The organism is Terrimonas rubra (assembly GCF_042686025.1).
Taxonomy (GTDB): Bacteria; Bacteroidota; Bacteroidia; order Chitinophagales; family Chitinophagaceae; genus Terrimonas; species Terrimonas rubra.
Map to the genome: position 1 here is coordinate 1,335,028 of NZ_JBHUOZ010000001.1, position 16,961 is coordinate 1,351,988.

General features: G+C 44.1%; 10 protein-coding genes. 3 read left to right on the plus strand and 7 right to left on the minus strand.

Going from position 1 to position 16,961, the window contains the following annotated elements; translation table 11 throughout:
• Positions 1-32 precede the first annotated feature (32 nt).
• A complete protein-coding gene (locus ACFS6H_RS05675; RefSeq protein ID WP_386096146.1) occupies positions 33-5,849 on the plus strand; it encodes an autotransporter-associated beta strand repeat-containing protein in 5,817 nt (1,938 codons plus the stop codon).
• Between the two features lie 178 nt (positions 5,850-6,027).
• Here ACFS6H_RS05675 and ACFS6H_RS05680 read toward each other — a convergent pair whose 3' ends face one another.
• The 5 genes from ACFS6H_RS05680 to serC all read right to left on the minus strand — a co-directional run bounded on the left by ACFS6H_RS05680 (position 6,028) and on the right by serC (position 12,097).
• Positions 6,028-7,812 (minus strand): AMP-dependent synthetase/ligase, encoded by a 1,785-nt coding sequence (locus ACFS6H_RS05680; protein WP_386096148.1) that lies wholly within the window; start codon positions 7,810-7,812, stop codon positions 6,028-6,030.
• A 344-nt stretch (positions 7,813-8,156) separates the two neighbouring features.
• The gene (locus ACFS6H_RS05685; protein WP_386096150.1) at positions 8,157-9,173 is read right to left on the minus strand and encodes a tetratricopeptide repeat protein; all 1,017 of its coding nucleotides are present in this window, start codon (positions 9,171-9,173) and stop codon (positions 8,157-8,159) included.
• Positions 9,174-9,306: 133 nt separating this feature from the next.
• Positions 9,307-9,624, minus strand: coding sequence for a helix-turn-helix domain-containing protein (locus ACFS6H_RS05690; protein ID WP_386096152.1), 318 nt, complete (start codon positions 9,622-9,624; stop codon positions 9,307-9,309).
• Positions 9,625-9,788: 164 nt separating this feature from the next.
• Positions 9,789-11,009, minus strand: a complete 1,221-nt coding sequence (locus ACFS6H_RS05695; protein WP_386096154.1) for a DUF1015 domain-containing protein — start codon at positions 11,007-11,009, stop codon at positions 9,789-9,791.
• An 8-nt stretch (positions 11,010-11,017) separates the two neighbouring features.
• Positions 11,018-12,097 (minus strand): 3-phosphoserine/phosphohydroxythreonine transaminase, encoded by a 1,080-nt coding sequence (gene serC / locus ACFS6H_RS05700; protein WP_386096156.1) that lies wholly within the window; start codon positions 12,095-12,097, stop codon positions 11,018-11,020.
• Between the two features lie 174 nt (positions 12,098-12,271).
• Here serC and ACFS6H_RS05705 point away from each other — a divergent pair, with 174 nt between their 5' ends.
• On the plus strand, positions 12,272-12,673 hold the full coding sequence (locus ACFS6H_RS05705; protein WP_386096158.1) for a hypothetical protein: 402 nt from the start codon (positions 12,272-12,274) through the stop codon (positions 12,671-12,673).
• Positions 12,674-12,887: 214 nt separating this feature from the next.
• Here the strand turns inward: ACFS6H_RS05705 and ACFS6H_RS05710 are convergent, their stop codons facing one another.
• Both ACFS6H_RS05710 and rbfA read right to left on the minus strand, forming a co-directional pair.
• Entirely contained in the window at positions 12,888-14,111 is a 1,224-nt protein-coding gene (locus ACFS6H_RS05710; RefSeq protein WP_386096160.1) for an FtsX-like permease family protein, read from the minus strand.
• Between the two features lie 71 nt (positions 14,112-14,182).
• A complete protein-coding gene (rbfA, locus tag ACFS6H_RS05715; protein ID WP_386096162.1) occupies positions 14,183-14,554 on the minus strand; it encodes a 30S ribosome-binding factor RbfA in 372 nt (123 codons plus the stop codon).
• A 380-nt stretch (positions 14,555-14,934) separates the two neighbouring features.
• Between rbfA and ACFS6H_RS05720 the strand changes: the two genes are divergently transcribed.
• Complete coding sequence (locus tag ACFS6H_RS05720; RefSeq protein ID WP_386096164.1) at positions 14,935-16,752, plus strand: ABC transporter ATP-binding protein; 1,818 nt, start codon at positions 14,935-14,937, stop codon at positions 16,750-16,752.
• The last annotated feature ends 209 nt before the right edge of the window (positions 16,753-16,961 follow it).

Below are 16,961 nucleotides of genomic sequence, written 5' to 3' on the forward strand. Positions count from 1 at the left end.
ATTCCTGTTCACCAATCAATTAAACTGTTAGTATGATGAAAAAAATTGTACAACTACCCGTTTTTACGAAGGTGTTGTTTGTAATGCTTGTACTGTTGCTGAATTACAGTGCAATGGCGCAGTTACCGGCTTTCCCGGGTGCGGAAGGTTTTGGTAAGTTTGCTACCGGTGGCCGTACAGGCTCGGTATACCGGGTAACCAATTTAAATAATTCAGGTGCAGGCTCACTGCGGGATGCCGTTAGCCAGCCCAACCGGATTGTGGTATTTGATGTAGCCGGTGTGATACGTATTACCAGCCGCATTGTGGTATCCAACAATATTTATATTGCCGGGCAAACCGCGCCGGGTGAAGGTATTACGGTATATGGTAACGGCTGGTCATTCAGTAATGCCCACAATACCATTTGCCGTTACATACGCATACGTATGGGTGCTACCGGCGACAGCGGTAAAGATGCTGTAGGTATTGCAGATGGAAAAAATATGATATTCGATCATTGTTCCATTTCATGGGGACGTGATGAAACTTTTTCTATCAACTCATCCACCTCAGAAAATATTACCATTCAAAATACTATTATGTCGCAGGGGCTGATGACCCACTCTGCAGGCGGACTGATGCAGGCCCCCGGTGGTATTACCCTGTACCGTAATTTATATGTCGACAATCAAACCCGTAATAATAAAATAAAAGGCATTAACCAGTATGTAAACAACCTGGTGTATAACTGGACCAGCGGTGCCTATATCATGGGCGGTGATTCACAGGGCGAATCATTTGCGAATGCGGTGGGTAATGTATTTATACAAGGACCGGGTAATGGTACCAGGCCTTTCAGTGTTGGTAATTCCCTATACCATATTTACGAAAACGATAACCTGCACGATAATAACCGTAACGGTGTGTTTGATCCTTATGTGATTCCGCAAAATGAGTTTGGCGGTGGCCCGGATTTCCAGGCTACACCATATAATTATCCAACCCTGCCTACTGTTGCGGCCAATACTTTACTGGCCGATCTGTTACCCACTGTAGGCGCCAGCTTACCTTACCGTGACCTGGCCGATTATTATGTAGTGAACGAAGTAAGGTCATTGGGATTAAGAGGTGAGTTTATTGCCAAAGAAGATGTACTGCCTTTTGGCGCTCCCTCCTCCTGGAACCTTTGGGCAGGGAATGCCCGTGTGGACACAGACGGTGACGGCATACCAGATAGCTGGGAAACTGCCAATGGCCTGAACCCTGCTTCCCCGGCAGATGCTATGCAGATCGCCTCCAACGGTTATACCAATATTGAAAATTATATTAACGGTATTGTGGCTGCTGACTCGCAGGAGTTTTTAAGAGCGCCGCTGAGTTTAAAACGTGACTCGGCTACACAGAGCAGTCTGTACTTGTCCTGGTTAGACTATACAGAAAAAGAAACAGGCTATATCATTGAACGCAAGGTAAATGGTGTATTTGTAGAAATAGGCCGTACAGCCCCCAATGTGAATACCTATGAGGTAAGTGGCTTGCAACCGGAAGAATCCGGTACTTACCGGGTACGGGCTTTCAACGGCAGTACCGAATCGGCTAATTCAAATGAGTTAACGGCTAAAACAAGACCCGTTGAAGTACCGGTTGTTGACCCGGATACTTTTGTCCCAGATCTTACCTGGACAGGAGCTACTAACCAACAATGGGATATTAGCACACAAAACTGGGTGAACAGCACCAATACGGCTTCCCTGTTTACCAATGACAGTAAATTATTATTTGGTGAAGCAGGAGCAGGCGGGCAAACCATACAGGTGCCGGCTACGGTTACTCCCGGCGATATATTGTTTAAATCCGATGGCAATTATACATTGGCGGGACCTGGCATATTGGCCGGTACCAGCTCGGTAAATAAAACCGGTGCCGGTAGTTTAGTACTTGCTTCAGGCAATACTTATTCGGGTGCTACTGTATTACACAATGGTGTGATAGCGTTCGGACAACTGGCCCATGGTGGTCAGCCCAGTTCAATAGGTTCATCCTTAAACTATGGCTTTAACTGGGTATGGAAAGGTGGCACCTGGAATTATACCGGTGGCAATGCCACTACCGACCGGCAGGCGATCATTGATAAATCCACTGTCTTCTCAGTAGAACAGGCAGGTACTACGGTAACCTTTAACGGAGAGTTATCCGGTGTGGGCGGGTTGATCAAAGAAGGCCCCGGCCGTTTATCGCTGCGTGCTGTAAATCCTTATGAAGGAGAAACAGTGATCAAAGGCGGCGTGCTGGAAGTATACCCTTTAAGTACCGGCACGGAAACGGAAAATATTATTCATAATGGTATGGCACTGGGTACATCCAATATAGTGAAATTTGAAGGCGGTACTTTAACCAGCCGTGGCGGATCGGACGCATTTTACGAAACCTACCCGATGAGCTTTCATATTAAGGAAGGTACCGAAAATACGTTTGCTCCCCAGCGTACAGCCAATTTAAAAATGGATGTATCGGGCAGCGGTACATTGAATTACGATATCAGTTACTCCCGTGAACTGATACAGGGCGACTGGAGCGGCTTTACCGGTAAGTTAAATGCAAACGGCATCGGCACCCTGACCAATGGCGAACGTCCTATGCTTATGATCGACAACGGCGTTGGTTTCCCGAATACCCTGGTGAATGCAACAGGCAATACCAAGATCACTACCTACTCAAATAACCGGACCTTATACCTGGGCGGACTTTCCGGCACCAGTGGTACCACGCTGGCATCAGGCGATAAAAACGCCGGAGGTACAGTAACCTGGGTAGTTGGTGGCGCCAATACCAACGAAACATTTGCCGGTGTAATTAATAATGAAGCTTACGGAAGTTCCAGTGCACAGGGTACTACGCATATTGTGAAAGAAGGGGAGGGTATATGGCGTTTAACCAATACCAATCCATACAATGGTACTACTACTGTTGAAACCGGTGTACTGGTAGTGAATGGTAATAAAAGTGGCAGTGGTGCTGTAACGGTGAACGAGGGTGCCCTGGCCGGAACCGGCTCACTGAGCGGCAATGTAACCGTGGTAACAGGTGCAATAGAGCCGGGCGACAGCGCTGTAGGCACACTTACTTTAAGAAATAACCTTATACTGGAAACAGGTGCAAAAGTGAATATCGATATTAATAAGACCAATGGTACCTGGGATAAAATAAATGTTACCAATGCCATTAACTACAATGGCATACTTAACCTGCAGATAACCGGTACCCTGGCATCAGGCGATGAATTTAAAATATTTACTTCGGGTGACTATACCGGTAACTTTACGGCTATTCAGCCCGCAGAGCCGGGAGCAGGATTACAATGGCGCTTTACACCGGAAACCGGTGTGTTAGAAGTGGTGGAGCCGGGCTTTGTAAAAGCGCCCTCCAACTTGAATGCTGTTACCGGGCTGTATACAACGCCATCCGTATCTCCTTATGTAACATTAAGCTGGCAGGATAATGCTGAGAACGAATTACATTTTGTTATTGAACGTTCTACGGATGGTACAAACTTTACTGCCATCGGGCAGGTAGCAGCTAATGCTACTACCTATACGGATAATGATGTGGAAGATGATACAAAATATTATTATCGCATTAAGGCGGTAGGCGATATTAAAGAATCCATCTACTCCTCTGTTGTAGAGATAACCACGCCATCCTTAACCGCTACACCTGACCAGGCAAGCGCGCCTGCACCCGCAAACCTGTCAGAAAATATAATATTAACCAATGGCAAAGTAACCCTGGATTGGACAGGAAGCACCAATACCATTACTTATACTGTTTACCTGGGAACAACGCCGGGTGCCTTAACCAAACTGGGTGATGTGGCTTACAGTGCGGATGCTTCACTGGAAACAAGCGTACTAGAGCCAAACACGGTTTACTACTGGCGTGTGGATGCGACCAATGTAAACGGTACAACCACCGGTATCGAGTGGCAATTTAAAACATCAGCTATACCCGGGGTGCAAAACGGTGATTACCGTTCACGGCAATCCGGAACCTGGGAAGATATCAATACCTGGCAGCGATATGACGGCCCTGCTGAAGCCTGGGTAAATGCAGATGCGGTACCCGGCAGTAATATTACCATTGTTATTGGCAGTGGTCATAATGTTACCATCGGTGGTACCAAAACGGTTAAAACCCTGGTGATAGAGAATGGCGGTACATTCAGGTCAACCGGCAGTGTACGTAACCTAAGGGTAAGTGATATGGTGCTGAACTACGGCACATTCGGCAACAGTGGTTCCACTTCTACCGAAAGAGTGAACCTGCATCCCTGGCTGGCCAATGGTACGGTAACTATCGGCGGCACCGGCACTTTATACCTGGGTAATTTTGGCGTAGGCACCCTGGCCCAAAATCTTGATGTGATCATTGATGCCAATATTAATTTAAACAACTATTTCCGTGCCTACTGGGATCCGGCCAGTACCGATAATACGGAGACATTGACCCAGGAGGATGATAATGTTACAGTGACCATTAACCCGGGTAAAACAGTAACCTTCGGCTCCAACGCGGTTTTCCATGTATCAACTTCAAGTACCACCAATACCGCGGCTTATTTTGGTAAGTATACCTACAATATATTGGGCACACTGAATATGAGCGGCGCTACCGGTACCAACTCATCCGTAATAGGTCATGCAACAAAGGCCAATAGTAAAATAACCATCAATGTAGAAGGTAGCTGGCTAACGGGTACAGCCATGCGTTTGGTGACATCTGCAAGCACACCTGCCGCTGGTTTATTGGAATTGAATATTAAAGGCAATGGCCTGGTGGATGCTTCTGTAAGGAGCACCAACCTGGTACAATCCAATACACATACCACTATTCCCTGGAATATAACCGGTAATGGTGTTTTACGCCAGCAGGTAGCGGCCAATGCTACCGTAACCTATCATACTGCTGCCAGTGGTTTGTATAGCCCGGTACGCATTAAAAACAACGGAGCAGCAGGCGCAGTAGAAGTGGGTGTGCAGGATCATATCACGCCGCCGATTACCAGCCCGGAAGCAGTGGTGAAGAACCAGTACAATATTTCTCCGGTAACTGCCGGCGCCAACCTGGATATTTCCCTGGGTTGGATCACTGCCAGCCAGGGTACTTTATTTAACCCGGCTGCCGCTTTACGTATCGATCATTATAACGGCTCAGCCTGGGATACCAGGGCTGCTGCCGCAAGCGGCACAGGTACTATCGCCAGCCCTTATTATGCAACAGCTACAGGCATAACCGGTTTCTCTCCGTTTATTGTGGCCAACCAGCAATCAGCCTTACCGGCCAGATTACTGTCATTTGAAGGGACTAAAAAAGATAAGGATGTACTGTTACAATGGGTAACTGCCGAAGAGGTGAACGTGAAAGAGTATACTATTGAACGTAGTACCGATGGCAACAGCTTTGCGCCTGTAGGCAGTGTAGCCGCTGTAACCATGCCTGCCGCATTAAATAACTATAGCTTTACCGATGTTGATCCTGCTATAGATATGGCCTACTACCGTTTAAAAATTAATGATCATGACGGCAGCCACCGTTACAGCAAGATCATTATGATAAGGGTAGGTACTGCGGTGAAAATTGTTTCTCTGGCACCTAATCCTGCCTACAAACAAATAACGGTTAAACATAGTACGGCCAATGATAAAGCCACCATCACCATCATGAGTATAACCGGTAAGCTGGTACATACAGAGAAAGTGGCTGCGGGTAATACCCAAACCACTATTGATGTAAACAGGCTGATCCCCGGTATTTATACCCTGGTATGGAATGACGGCACACAGCAAACAATCAAATTCGTGAAAAACTAACAGCTGAAATTGCTATTTGTTAAGCCATTGCAGGTAAACTGCAATGGCTTTTTTATTACCGCCCCTTTAATATAAAAAAGTAGGAAGCCTGTTCTAACAGAAACCCTTTTACAGGAAATTTAACCCCATAAAAAAGCCCTGCATGTGCAGGGCCTTGTATAGAATGGCTTTTTTATTGTTAACTATAGATACGTTCAACGGCATCCTTATGTTTTTCCATAATCACCTTCCGTTTCATGGACAGTTTGGGTGTTAACTCGCCGCTGTCAACACTCCACTCGGTAGGGATCAGTTCAAACTTTTTAATCTGTTCTACCTGGTTAAAGTTCTGGTTATAACGTTCCACCGTTTCTTTCATTACTTTTTTAACCTGTTCGTTCTGTAAGGCTTCTTCTTTATTGGTAAAAGCAATGCCGTTATCCCGCATCCAGTCTTTAATGGCCTGTATGGAGGGTACGATCAAAGCGCCTACAAATTTCTGGTTCTCGCCAACCACCAGTATCTGTTCAATAAACCGGCTTTCCTTCATCTTGTTTTCAATCGGCTGCGGGGCTACATACTTACCGCCACTGGTTTTAAACAGTTCCTTTTTACGGTCGGTAATTTTTAAATACCTGTTCTTTACCCATACACCAATATCACCGGTATATAACCAGCCGTCTTTCACCGTTTCAGCAGTAAGGTCAGGACGTTTATAATACCCCTGCATCACACATGGGCCTTTTGTCAGCACTTCACCATCTTCTGCCAGCTTTACTTCAATACCTTCAATAGGCGGGCCTACCGTGCCGTACATAGCATCCTGTGCACGGTTCACACAAATAACAGGGCTGTTTTCTGTAGGGCCGTAACCTTCAAAAACCGGTATCCCGGCTGCATTAAAAATGCGTAACAATCTTTCCGATGCAGCGGCGCCGCCGGTAATAATAAACTTAATATTTCCACCCAGCGCCTCGCGCCATTTACTGAATACCAGTTTACGGGCAATGGCTAATTTTATATTATAGAAAAAACCCGGGCTTACATTATTATCGTACTTCGCCCCTAATGCAACACTCCAGAAAAACAGTGCACGTTTAATGCCTTTGAGCTCGTTGCCCTTGGTCATTATTTTTTCATACACTTTTTCCAGCAAACGCGGAACTGTGGTAAAACCATCCGGCTGCACCTCTTTCAGGTTATCGCCAATGGTATCCAGGCTTTCAGCATAATAAATACTGATGCCGCTGTATAAATAGATATAGGTAATTAACTTTTCAAAAATATGATTGAGCGGTAAAAAGCTCAGTGTTTTTTGGTGCGGCGCATCAGGGAAAGGAAAACTGGCCCTGGAAAAAAACACACAGCTGATGATATTGCTGTGACTTAACATAACACCTTTAGGCGTACCCGTTGTACCCGAAGTATAAATAATGGTAGCCGTATGGTGATTGCTGATACTGTTTTTTATTTTTTCCACCTGTTCCAGGCTTTCATTGTCGGCCATTTCCAATAAAGTAGAAAAATGCGGTGTGCCATTAATATGGGCAAAAGAATAAATACCCTTTAGGCTTGGTATTTTATCTTTAAGATCGTTTATTTTGTTAAACAATGCTTCATCGCTTACAAACATATACTTAACCCCCGAGTCATTTAAAATAAACTCAATTTCAAGCGGGTTGGTCGTGGGATAAATAGGTATAAGAATGGCGCCTATTTGCTGTGTGGCCAGGTCCGTGATCACCCATTCAGGACGGTTGTTACTGATGATGCCGATCTTGTCACTTCCTTCAGCCGTAAAATCATTGCCGCTCACGCCCAGTTTTAATAAACCGGCAGACAGTTTATTGGCAGCTATTTCCACATCCTGGGTGGTATAACTTTTCCATTGGCCATCTACCTTGGCATTCAGCATATCCGGCTTCGGATATTTCTCTAACTGGTGGGCAACTGCATCAAAAAGTCTGTACGAAGGATATTCCATATTGACAACGTCGTTAAAGTTTTAAATATAGCAAAAATGTGGCGATTGGCGAATTAAAAAATGGTTAGAAGGACAACAGCAAGAGGAATTCAGCTATGAGATTTCAGATGGAGCTACTTAGGTAGTTTTACTCCCTTAGCGGTAACTATACAGGTTCTGGGCTTTTAAATTTCAGGAGCCCCGCAGTAATACAAATGGCATCGCCTGTTGCGTCGCACACTGCATCGTTCCAATCGCTGATCAGCATTAAAAGAAAAATAAAAGCGGAAGTAATACTCCCGCTTTCATCAAATATTTCTATAAAAGGTACACAAATCTTAAATCTTAATTCTCAAATCTGAAATCTAATTCGTCTGGTAATTCTGTCCCTTTGGCATTTTAAAAATACGGGTCTTCTGAAAGTTGGTGAACTTCTCGTATGCGTCCGCATGTGTTTTGGTCCAGTTATCGTAAGAGGCCAGGTCCTGTACAGCACCAAATAACCATTGGTTATAAGCATCAAACAATCCGTCCTGTAACAGTTGTTGCTGGAAATCGAATAATTTATAAGGGAATTTAGCAGCGTAGGTCTGGTACCAGTCCAGTATAAAACGGGTACGCACCATGGTCAGCGTTTCTGCGGTAACACCCCGGCTGATCACCGAAGTTTGTTTACCCATGGTTTGTAAAAAAGCATTGCTGAATTCGTTCTTGTTTTTTGCCATACCCTTGGTGATATCGGCATCGGCAAATAATTTTTCTTTATAACCGTCCAGTAATAACTGTTTCATGGCAGCGCCGCGTTCGGACAGGCTTTCCATATTTACAAATATCTCCCCGTAAATAAGGCTCCATACTTTATCGCGTGTAAAAAAGTAGTGACGGGCAGCGTTATAATAATTGCCGCTGTAGGCAGGGTCTACCTGTATGCCTTTTTCCCACAGGGCAATGGCATCGGTTATATTTTTAGCGGAGTATAACAATTCACCGTATTCACTGTATAGCGGGCCACTTTCCGGGAATTTTTTAATGGCTTTTTTATACATCTTCTCACAATCCTTCACTTCCTCTAAAGCTTTGTACACGTTGCCTGCTATCTGGTAACTGATCACATCGGCGTCCTCGCGGTTAACCATCTGTTTTACCTGCTCCAGTGCTTTTGTATAATCACGTTTCAAATAATAATTCATGGTCAGGTCCTTGATCAGCTCCAGGTTGCCTTTATCCTGCTCCAAAGCACGGTTTAAAATAATAATGGCATTATTATAATCACCGGAATAAGTAAATTTTTTGGCATTGGCCTGCATGGTCTTCACATCTTCCTGCGCAAATGCAGCAAAGGAAAGCAGGCTGGCCAGTAAAAAGGATGAAAATCTTTTCATCTATACATATTTAAATTTATCAAAATAGGGCGCCACAAAATAAGCAAATATTGTGCTGATAATTGGTTTAGGAGGGGAAGATTAACAAAATGCTCGGTTTTACCGGTGAATCATAAGAATAATCCGAACAATGTTATATGAGTTGTAACTGCTGATTTTCAATGGTTACATTAAAGTGTATATCGGCTTTCAGGGCTTTAAATACTTTTAAAATGGTATCAATGGTGGCACTGTTGGTACTGCTTTCTAATTTAGATATCTGGGCTTTCTGCACGCCTACCAGTTTGCCCAGTTTCTCCTGGGTAAGGTTACGTTGCTGTCTTGCCGCCTTTATCATCCTGCCTAATACATCCATACTCAGCTCATATTCATAGGCTTCTCTTTCTGCAGTACCCTTGTTTCCTATGTATTTGTCCTTCATCTCGGTTAATGAGTAAGACTTGAGTCGCATTTTGCCCATTTATTTACATTGAGTAGTATGGATTTTTTTGTGTAGGTAAAGATAATTATTGTTTCCATATTTGGAAACAAATAAAAATCCTCCATCAAGCGTTAAGCTCAATGGAGGATACGAGTATAATTGACAATATAGCCGGTTAAAATAATATAAATTGGTTACAATACATGCGTCAACAGGCCATCACGCAGTTTAGGCTCAAACCAGGTACTTTTAGGAGGCATTACATTACCGCTGTCCGCAATATCAAACAATTGCTGGATGGTAACGGGGTACAGGCTGAAGGCTACTTTCATCTCGCCGCTGTTCACTCTTTTTTCCAGTTCGCCCAGGCCGCGGATACCACCCACAAAATCAATACGGGTATCGGTGCGCTGGTCTTTAATATCCAGTATTTTGTCCAGTACGTTGTTCGATAAAATGGTTACATCCAATACACCAATAGGATCGGTAGTATAACTGCCTTCACGGGCGGTGAGTATATACCACTGTTTATCGAGGTACATACCAAACTCGTGCAGGGAAGCCGGTTTAACCGGGTCGGCACTTTCGGTAATGGTAAACTCTTCCTGTAAGGCACTGATAAACGCACCTGTACTCAGGTTATTAAGGTCTTTTACCACCCGGTTGTAATCCATAATAGCCAGTTCGCTGGCAGGGAATATGGTGGTTAAAAAATATTTTGCTTCTGTGCTGTCGGGCAGGGCCTGGCTCACTTTTGCAGCCGAGGCAGCCCGGTGGTGACCATCGGCAATATAGGTAGCAGGCACTTTGGTGGCAAACAGGTTGGTTATCTGCTCCACTGTGGCATCATCATCCACTGCCCAGATAGTATGTTGTATAGTATCGGTTGCGGTAAAATCGTATAAAGGCGTATGTGTTTTTTTCCAGTTGTTGATCAGTTCATCCAGCTCGGCCACATTATTATAAGCTAAAAACACATTGCCGGTCTGCGCTTTAATGGTGCGCATATGGTCAATACGGTCCTTCTCTTTCTCGGGGCGGGTAAACTCGTGTTTTTTGATCACGTCGTTAAAATAATCCTCCACCGATGAAGCACACACCAGCCCGGTCTGCTCACGGCCGTCCATCACCAGCCGGTAAATATAATAACAGGGTTTGCTTTCGTGTAACAAAGTGCCAACGGCAATAAAATCCTGCAGGTTGGCTGCTGCTTTATCGTATACCTGCTGGCTATGTGTATCAATATCGGCGGGCAGATCGACCTCGGCCTTGGTAATATGTAAAAAAGAAAGCGGGTTATCTTTTACCTGCTCTCTTGCTTCTTTACTGTTCAATACATCATAGGGGGGCGATGCTACCTGGTGTGCAATATTCTGCGCGGGGCGTAAAGCTGCAAAGGGTTTAATAATTGCCATAAAATAATTTATCCTTTTTTGGTTGCAAAATCTGTCATAAACTGCGTTAATGCCTGTACACTCTCAAGGGGCAAAGCATTGTACATAGATGCCCTGAAGCCACCTACACTGCGGTGCCCTTTAATACCATAAAAACCCTGCTGTGCGGCCTGGGTGGCAAATTCTTTTTCCAAAGCGGCATCTTCCATTACAAATACCGCGTTCATCATGCTCCTGTCTTCTTTGGCCACCGGCCCTTTAAACACCGGCAGGCTGTCAAGGGTATTATAAAACAGGCTGGCTTTTTCCTGGTTCCTCTTCTCTATCACGGGTAAACCACCTTCCTGCTTTAACCAGCGTAAGGTAAGCATGGCTACATAAATGGCAAATACCGGCGGAGTATTTAACATACTGCCTTCGGCAATATGGTTACGGTAATCCAGTATAGAGGGTATAGTACGATCTACTTTACCTAACAGGTTTTTGTTTACCACTACCAGGTTAACCCCGGCAGCGCCCATATTTTTCTGGGCCCCGGCGTATATGATACCAAATTTATTAAAGTCCAGCTGGCGGCTTAATATATCGCTGCTCATATCGGCTACCAGGGGTACGCCGCAGTCGTAGGGTATATTATGCCACTGTGTACCGGCAATGGTTTCATTGGTGGTAATATGTAAATAACTGGCGGTAGGCGATACCTGCAGTTTTTTGGGAATGGCTGTATAATTCTCTGCCTTGGTGCTACCGGCAATCTCTACATGTCCAAACAACTTGGCCTCCTTAATGGCTTTACCGGCCCAGGTACCTGTTTCGGTGTAAGCCGCAATATCCGTATCGTTTAACAGGTTCATAGGCACCTGCATAAACTGCGTGGTAGCACCACCATGCAGGAACAGCACTTCCTGGTCTTCATTAAGCTGCATCAGCTCTTTTACCAGCCCGATGGCTTCGTCCAGTACGGCCTGGAACTCCGGCGTACGGTGACCGATCTCCAGGATAGAAAGACCGGAGTTATTAAAATTCAATACAGCCTGGCTGGCCTGCTCAAATACAGTTTTAGGTAAAATAGAAGGACCTGAGTTAAAATTATGCATTATTGTTGCCATGATTTTTCCTGTGATTGTGGCCGCAAAGGTAGGTTTTAAGTTTAAGGTTTAAGGTCTAAAGTTTAAGGTTTTAGAGAGGCTCAAAGGTTCAAGTAGTTCAAAAGGTTCAAATGTTTAGTATATTGCAAAGAGTGCAGAATTTGTACAGTTCAATTCTTAATTGGAGAAAATAGGATGCGGATTACCATTATTAGTGTATTGATTTTTGTAACTCCCGTAGTATGCAAAGCACAATCTTCACACACTGTTTCCAGTGTTTGTAAAGAGGTATCGTTACAGTGGAAATTGGGTTCTACTTCTTGCAAAGGCGATCGCCTAAAACTTGTTCAACTTTTTCAAAATGCCCGTCCTGATAGTATATCAAAAAATTACCTTTTCAATACGTTGGGTAAACCTAATATAATTCAGAGGTATTCAGTAGGTTATCCTATTAATAAAAATTATGTACAATTTATCTATTATATATATAAAGATGATTGTCCAGAAATTAATGTTGAAGGAAAAGCTATAGGCTTCGTATTTGATGAATTAGAGACTAATTTTATCAGGATTGAAGATCACGACTATTGCGGATAATAAATTCGTTATGTTGGAATCTAGCTTTCAGCTTTCCGCATTAAACGCTGCTCATTAGCGAACCGGACGTACAAGTGAGTGACACAACAACAGCTGATAGTAGTACTGCAGCCGGTAACCTATAAAAGTATTAAATATATAGTATTGAGTATAAAGAAGGAATCGTATCATACACACGACAACCTTAAACTTTAAACCTTAAACTTTTGAACGGCTATTCCCCCCTGAGTGAGAAAGCCTGGCTGGCTGCTTTACGTGAGGGCACCCAGGATGCCAGCAGGGCAATAACAAAAACGGTGGCGCTTACCAGTACAAAATCCTGCCAGCGCAGTTTAACGGGGAAGTAGTTAATGAGGAAGGAGCCGCCTTCCAGGGGAATAAGGTGAAACTGTATCTGTAAAAAAGCAATGATGAGCGCCAGTATCATGCCGGTAATACCACCTACAATGGCCAGCAAAAAGCCTTCGCTTAAAAATACTTTTTGTATAAACCCTTTATGGGCGCCCAGGGCGTTAAGAATGCTGATATCCTTTTGTTTTTCCAGCACCAGCATGGTAAGCGCGCCGATCATATTAAATGCGGCTACTACCAGTATTAAACTTAATACGCCGTAAATGGCCCAGCGTTCCATATTCATCACCGCATACAGGCTGCGGTTTTGCTGGTAACGGTTCAATACTTTATACTCCTTACCCAACAACTGTTGTATGGGCTGTATCATATCATCCGCTTTCTTGGGATCGTTCACTGCTATTTCCACTGCCGAATATTCATCGGCCGCCAGCTTCATGGCTTTTTTGGTAAAGTAAATATTGGTGATGGCATACTTGTTATCAAAATCCTGCTGAATGAGGAAAGTGCCTGCGGTGTTGATGGTATCGTTACTGATATCATTCAGCTGATCAAAAGAAGTGCCTTCACTCTTACGCGGCAGGTGAATGCGCAGGGGATAAATATTCCGGTCGGCCTGTACGCCCAATGCCGACTCTACACCCGCGCCTAAAATAAGCAGGGGACTGGCCTCGTTACCCAGTTTATAATTCCCATTCATTAAATGCTGCTCTACACCCGAAATAAAACGGTAATTCTCATCAACACCTTTAAGGTACACAACCGACTGGTAATCGCCGTTTTGTACAAAGGCTTTTTCCTCGGTTACCAGCGATATAATTTTAACGCCCTTTACGGCTTTCAGTTTTGATAACTGTTCCGCCGTTAACTGCAGCACTTTGCCGCTGGCGGGCTGCACTTTAATATCGGGGTAAAAATTGGAGTATAACGATTTTACCAAACCCTCAAAACCATTGAACACGCTGAGCACTAAAATAAGCGCCGCCGTACCAATGGTAATGGCCACAACGCTGGTCCAGGCTATTATATTAATAGCGTTGGTCGATTTTTTTGCTTTAAAATAGCGCCAGGCAAAGAGGAAATGCAAGGGTAAGTAATAGGTTTTAAGTAATAAGTTATAAGTAAGGTCATCAGCGCATTAGCAAATGATTACATTGGCTAATTATCCGACTTACCTTTCTCTTCGTTGATCTTTTTAAACAGCTCTTCCATCTTAAACACATGGTCCAGGGTATCGTCTTTAAAAAACTTTAATACCGGTATATTGCGCAACTGGTGGCGTACCCGGGCCGATAATTCCTTTTTTATCTCAAAATGCCTGTCCTCAATCTTTTTCATGGCGGCTTCCACATCGTTTACCTGGAAAAAACTCAGGTAAAACCGGGCTTCCAGCAGGTCGGGCGTTACTTTAACCCCCGATACTGATACCATGCCGCCTTCCAGCATGCTCAGGTTCAAACGCTGGAAAATAGCGTTGATCTCTTCATTCAATAAACCGGCTATCTGCTTTTGCCTTTTTCCTTCTTCCATAATTTACCATTTTATAGTAAACAAAAACTTGCCGTTCATTGTAATAGCAAGCCATGCATACAGTTAACTTTTGCTACAGGTTGCAAATTTACTTACTTTGCGTGGTTTAAGCTATTATTAATGCTTTGGAATTGGGCGTGCCCCCGCGTAACACAAACTACGGCTCGTACCTCGCCTTGTTTGTTAACCCGGGGTCGGGCTTTACGCTTTTACTCCGGCACATTGTAAGGTATAGGGCATAGGCTTTAAGGTAAAAGGTTCATTAAGGGTAGATATCCTGCTTTCGCCCTATCCCTTACGCCTTTCACCTGGCCTCACCGGGGTAACCGCTGCAATCCCTCACGCAATAGTAACAGCTGCATGATTATAATATAAGTTAGATGAAAAAATACTCCCGTTTATTCGGTTATTTAAAAGAACATAAAAGCAAACTGGTTTTATACTTTGTTTGCGTACTGCTGGCCACCATTTTTGGTGTGGTATCAATTGGTATGTTAATACCTTTTTTCGGGTTGATCTTCGATACGGGGGACTTTGGTGGAACGGCAGATATGGCTAGTAAAAGCGGTGTGGGTGCTTTTATAACGGAACAGTTAAATGCTATTATTAATAATCCTGCGTATGGTAAAGTAGGCGGCTTAACGGCTATCTGTTTATTTATTATTACCGCCACGGTGTTAAAAAATCTGTTTATTTATTTATCCAACCGTTTATCGGTGCCTATCCGGGCGGCCATCATTACCCGTTTACGATCCGATATGTATAATAAGATCCTGGCCTTACCTATCGGGTACTTTACCGAAAAACGTAAAGGGGATATTATTTCCCGTATGACCAATGATATAGCCGAGATAGAAGGCTCTGTGGTAGGTGTATTGGATGGTATGATCAAAGATCCCTTGACCGTAATTGGTTACCTGGCATTCCTGGTGATCATATCCCCACAACTGTCCCTGTTCCTCTTGGTATTATTACCTGTTACCGGTATTCTTATCGGCCGTATCAGTCGTAAGCTAAAAAAACAATCACAGGAAGCTGCTGATAAACTGGGCGAGGGCCTTTCTATTCTGGACGAAACCCTGGGTGGCCTGCGTGTGATCAAAGCCTTCCTGGCCGAAAAAATATTAAGTACCCGTTTTCATTCCGTAAACGACGATCTGTTTGAAGTGCGTAAAAAAATGGGTGCCCGTCGTGACCTTGCCTCGCCATTAACCGAAGTATTGGGTGTAATGGTGTTGTGTACTATTTTATACTTTGGCGGACGTTTGGTAATTGGTGGCAATGGTTTATCCGGCCAAGAACTGATGGGCTATATTGCTTCCTTTGCGATGCTTATTAACCCGGCTAAAAACATCTCTTCTTCCTTCTTTAATATACAAAAGGGTAGTGCAGCTTTAAAACGTGTGGAGGAAATTTTAAGTGCGCCGATTGTGGTGGACGAAAACCCCAACGGTAAAAGGCTGACATCGTTTGATCACCAGATCGAATTCCGCAATGTATCCTTTGCCTACGAGGATGCGGTTATCCTGGATAATGTGAACCTGGTGATTGAAAAGGGCAAGACCATTGCCCTGGTGGGTTCCTCCGGCGCCGGTAAATCAACCCTGGCCGATATGATCCCCCGTTTTCACGATGTAACCGGCGGTGAAGTGTTGATTGACGGGGTGAATATTAAAGACTATTCCCTGAGTTCGGTTCGTGAACAAATGAGCATTGTAACCCAGGAGCCTATATTGTTCAATGATACCATTGCCCATAATATTGCATTGGGGCAGGAAAATGTTCCGGAAGCCGAGATTGTGCAGGCCGCAAAAATTGCCAATGCCCACAACTTCATCATGCAGAAGGAAGAACAGTACGATACCAATATCGGCGACAGGGGCAGTAAATTAAGTGGCGGTGAAAGACAACGCCTGACCATTGCCCGTGCCGTTTTAAAAAATCCTCCTATACTGATACTGGATGAAGCAACTTCCTCCTTAGATACTGAAAGCGAACGCCTGGTGCAGGATGCCATTAATAATATGATGCAGAACCGTACCAGTATTGTTATTGCGCACCGCTTAAGCACCATCCGCCATGCCGATGAGATCATTGTACTGCAAAAAGGTAAGATAGCCGAGCGTGGAACCCACGAGCAACTCATTGCCCAGAATGGTTTTTATAAAAGGCTGGTGGAGATGCAGGAAGTGAAGTAAGGAGAAGGGGAGAAGGTGTGAGGTAGAAGGTTTAAGGTAGACGGTGTAGGGGATAAGCTGTATGGTTAAAAGTTGTAAGTGATAAGTTATAAGTAGTAAGTTTTGGGTTTCAATAATAGGCCTGATCATTTTTTTGGCGGCAGCCACTATGAACCATGATCTATGACCTATTAACGTACTTTCAAATCAGCACATTATCCTTATAGCCT

Coding starts and splice junctions, on each gene's coding strand:
- ACFS6H_RS05675 (WP_386096146.1), top strand. CDS start 33: ATGATGAAAAAAATTGTACAACTACCCGTTTTTACGAAGGTGTTGTTT.
- ACFS6H_RS05680 (WP_386096148.1), bottom strand. CDS start 7,812: ATGGAATATCCTTCGTACAGACTTTTTGATGCAGTTGCCCACCAGTTA.
- ACFS6H_RS05685 (WP_386096150.1), bottom strand. CDS start 9,173: ATGAAAAGATTTTCATCCTTTTTACTGGCCAGCCTGCTTTCCTTTGCT.
- ACFS6H_RS05690 (WP_386096152.1), bottom strand. CDS start 9,624: ATGCGACTCAAGTCTTACTCATTAACCGAGATGAAGGACAAATACATA.
- ACFS6H_RS05695 (WP_386096154.1), bottom strand. CDS start 11,009: ATGGCAATTATTAAACCCTTTGCAGCTTTACGCCCCGCGCAGAATATT.
- serC (WP_386096156.1), bottom strand. CDS start 12,097: ATGGCAACAATAATGCATAATTTTAACTCAGGTCCTTCTATTTTACCT.
- ACFS6H_RS05705 (WP_386096158.1), top strand. CDS start 12,272: ATGCGGATTACCATTATTAGTGTATTGATTTTTGTAACTCCCGTAGTA.
- rbfA (WP_386096162.1), bottom strand. CDS start 14,554: ATGGAAGAAGGAAAAAGGCAAAAGCAGATAGCCGGTTTATTGAATGAA.
- ACFS6H_RS05720 (WP_386096164.1), top strand. CDS start 14,935: ATGAAAAAATACTCCCGTTTATTCGGTTATTTAAAAGAACATAAAAGC.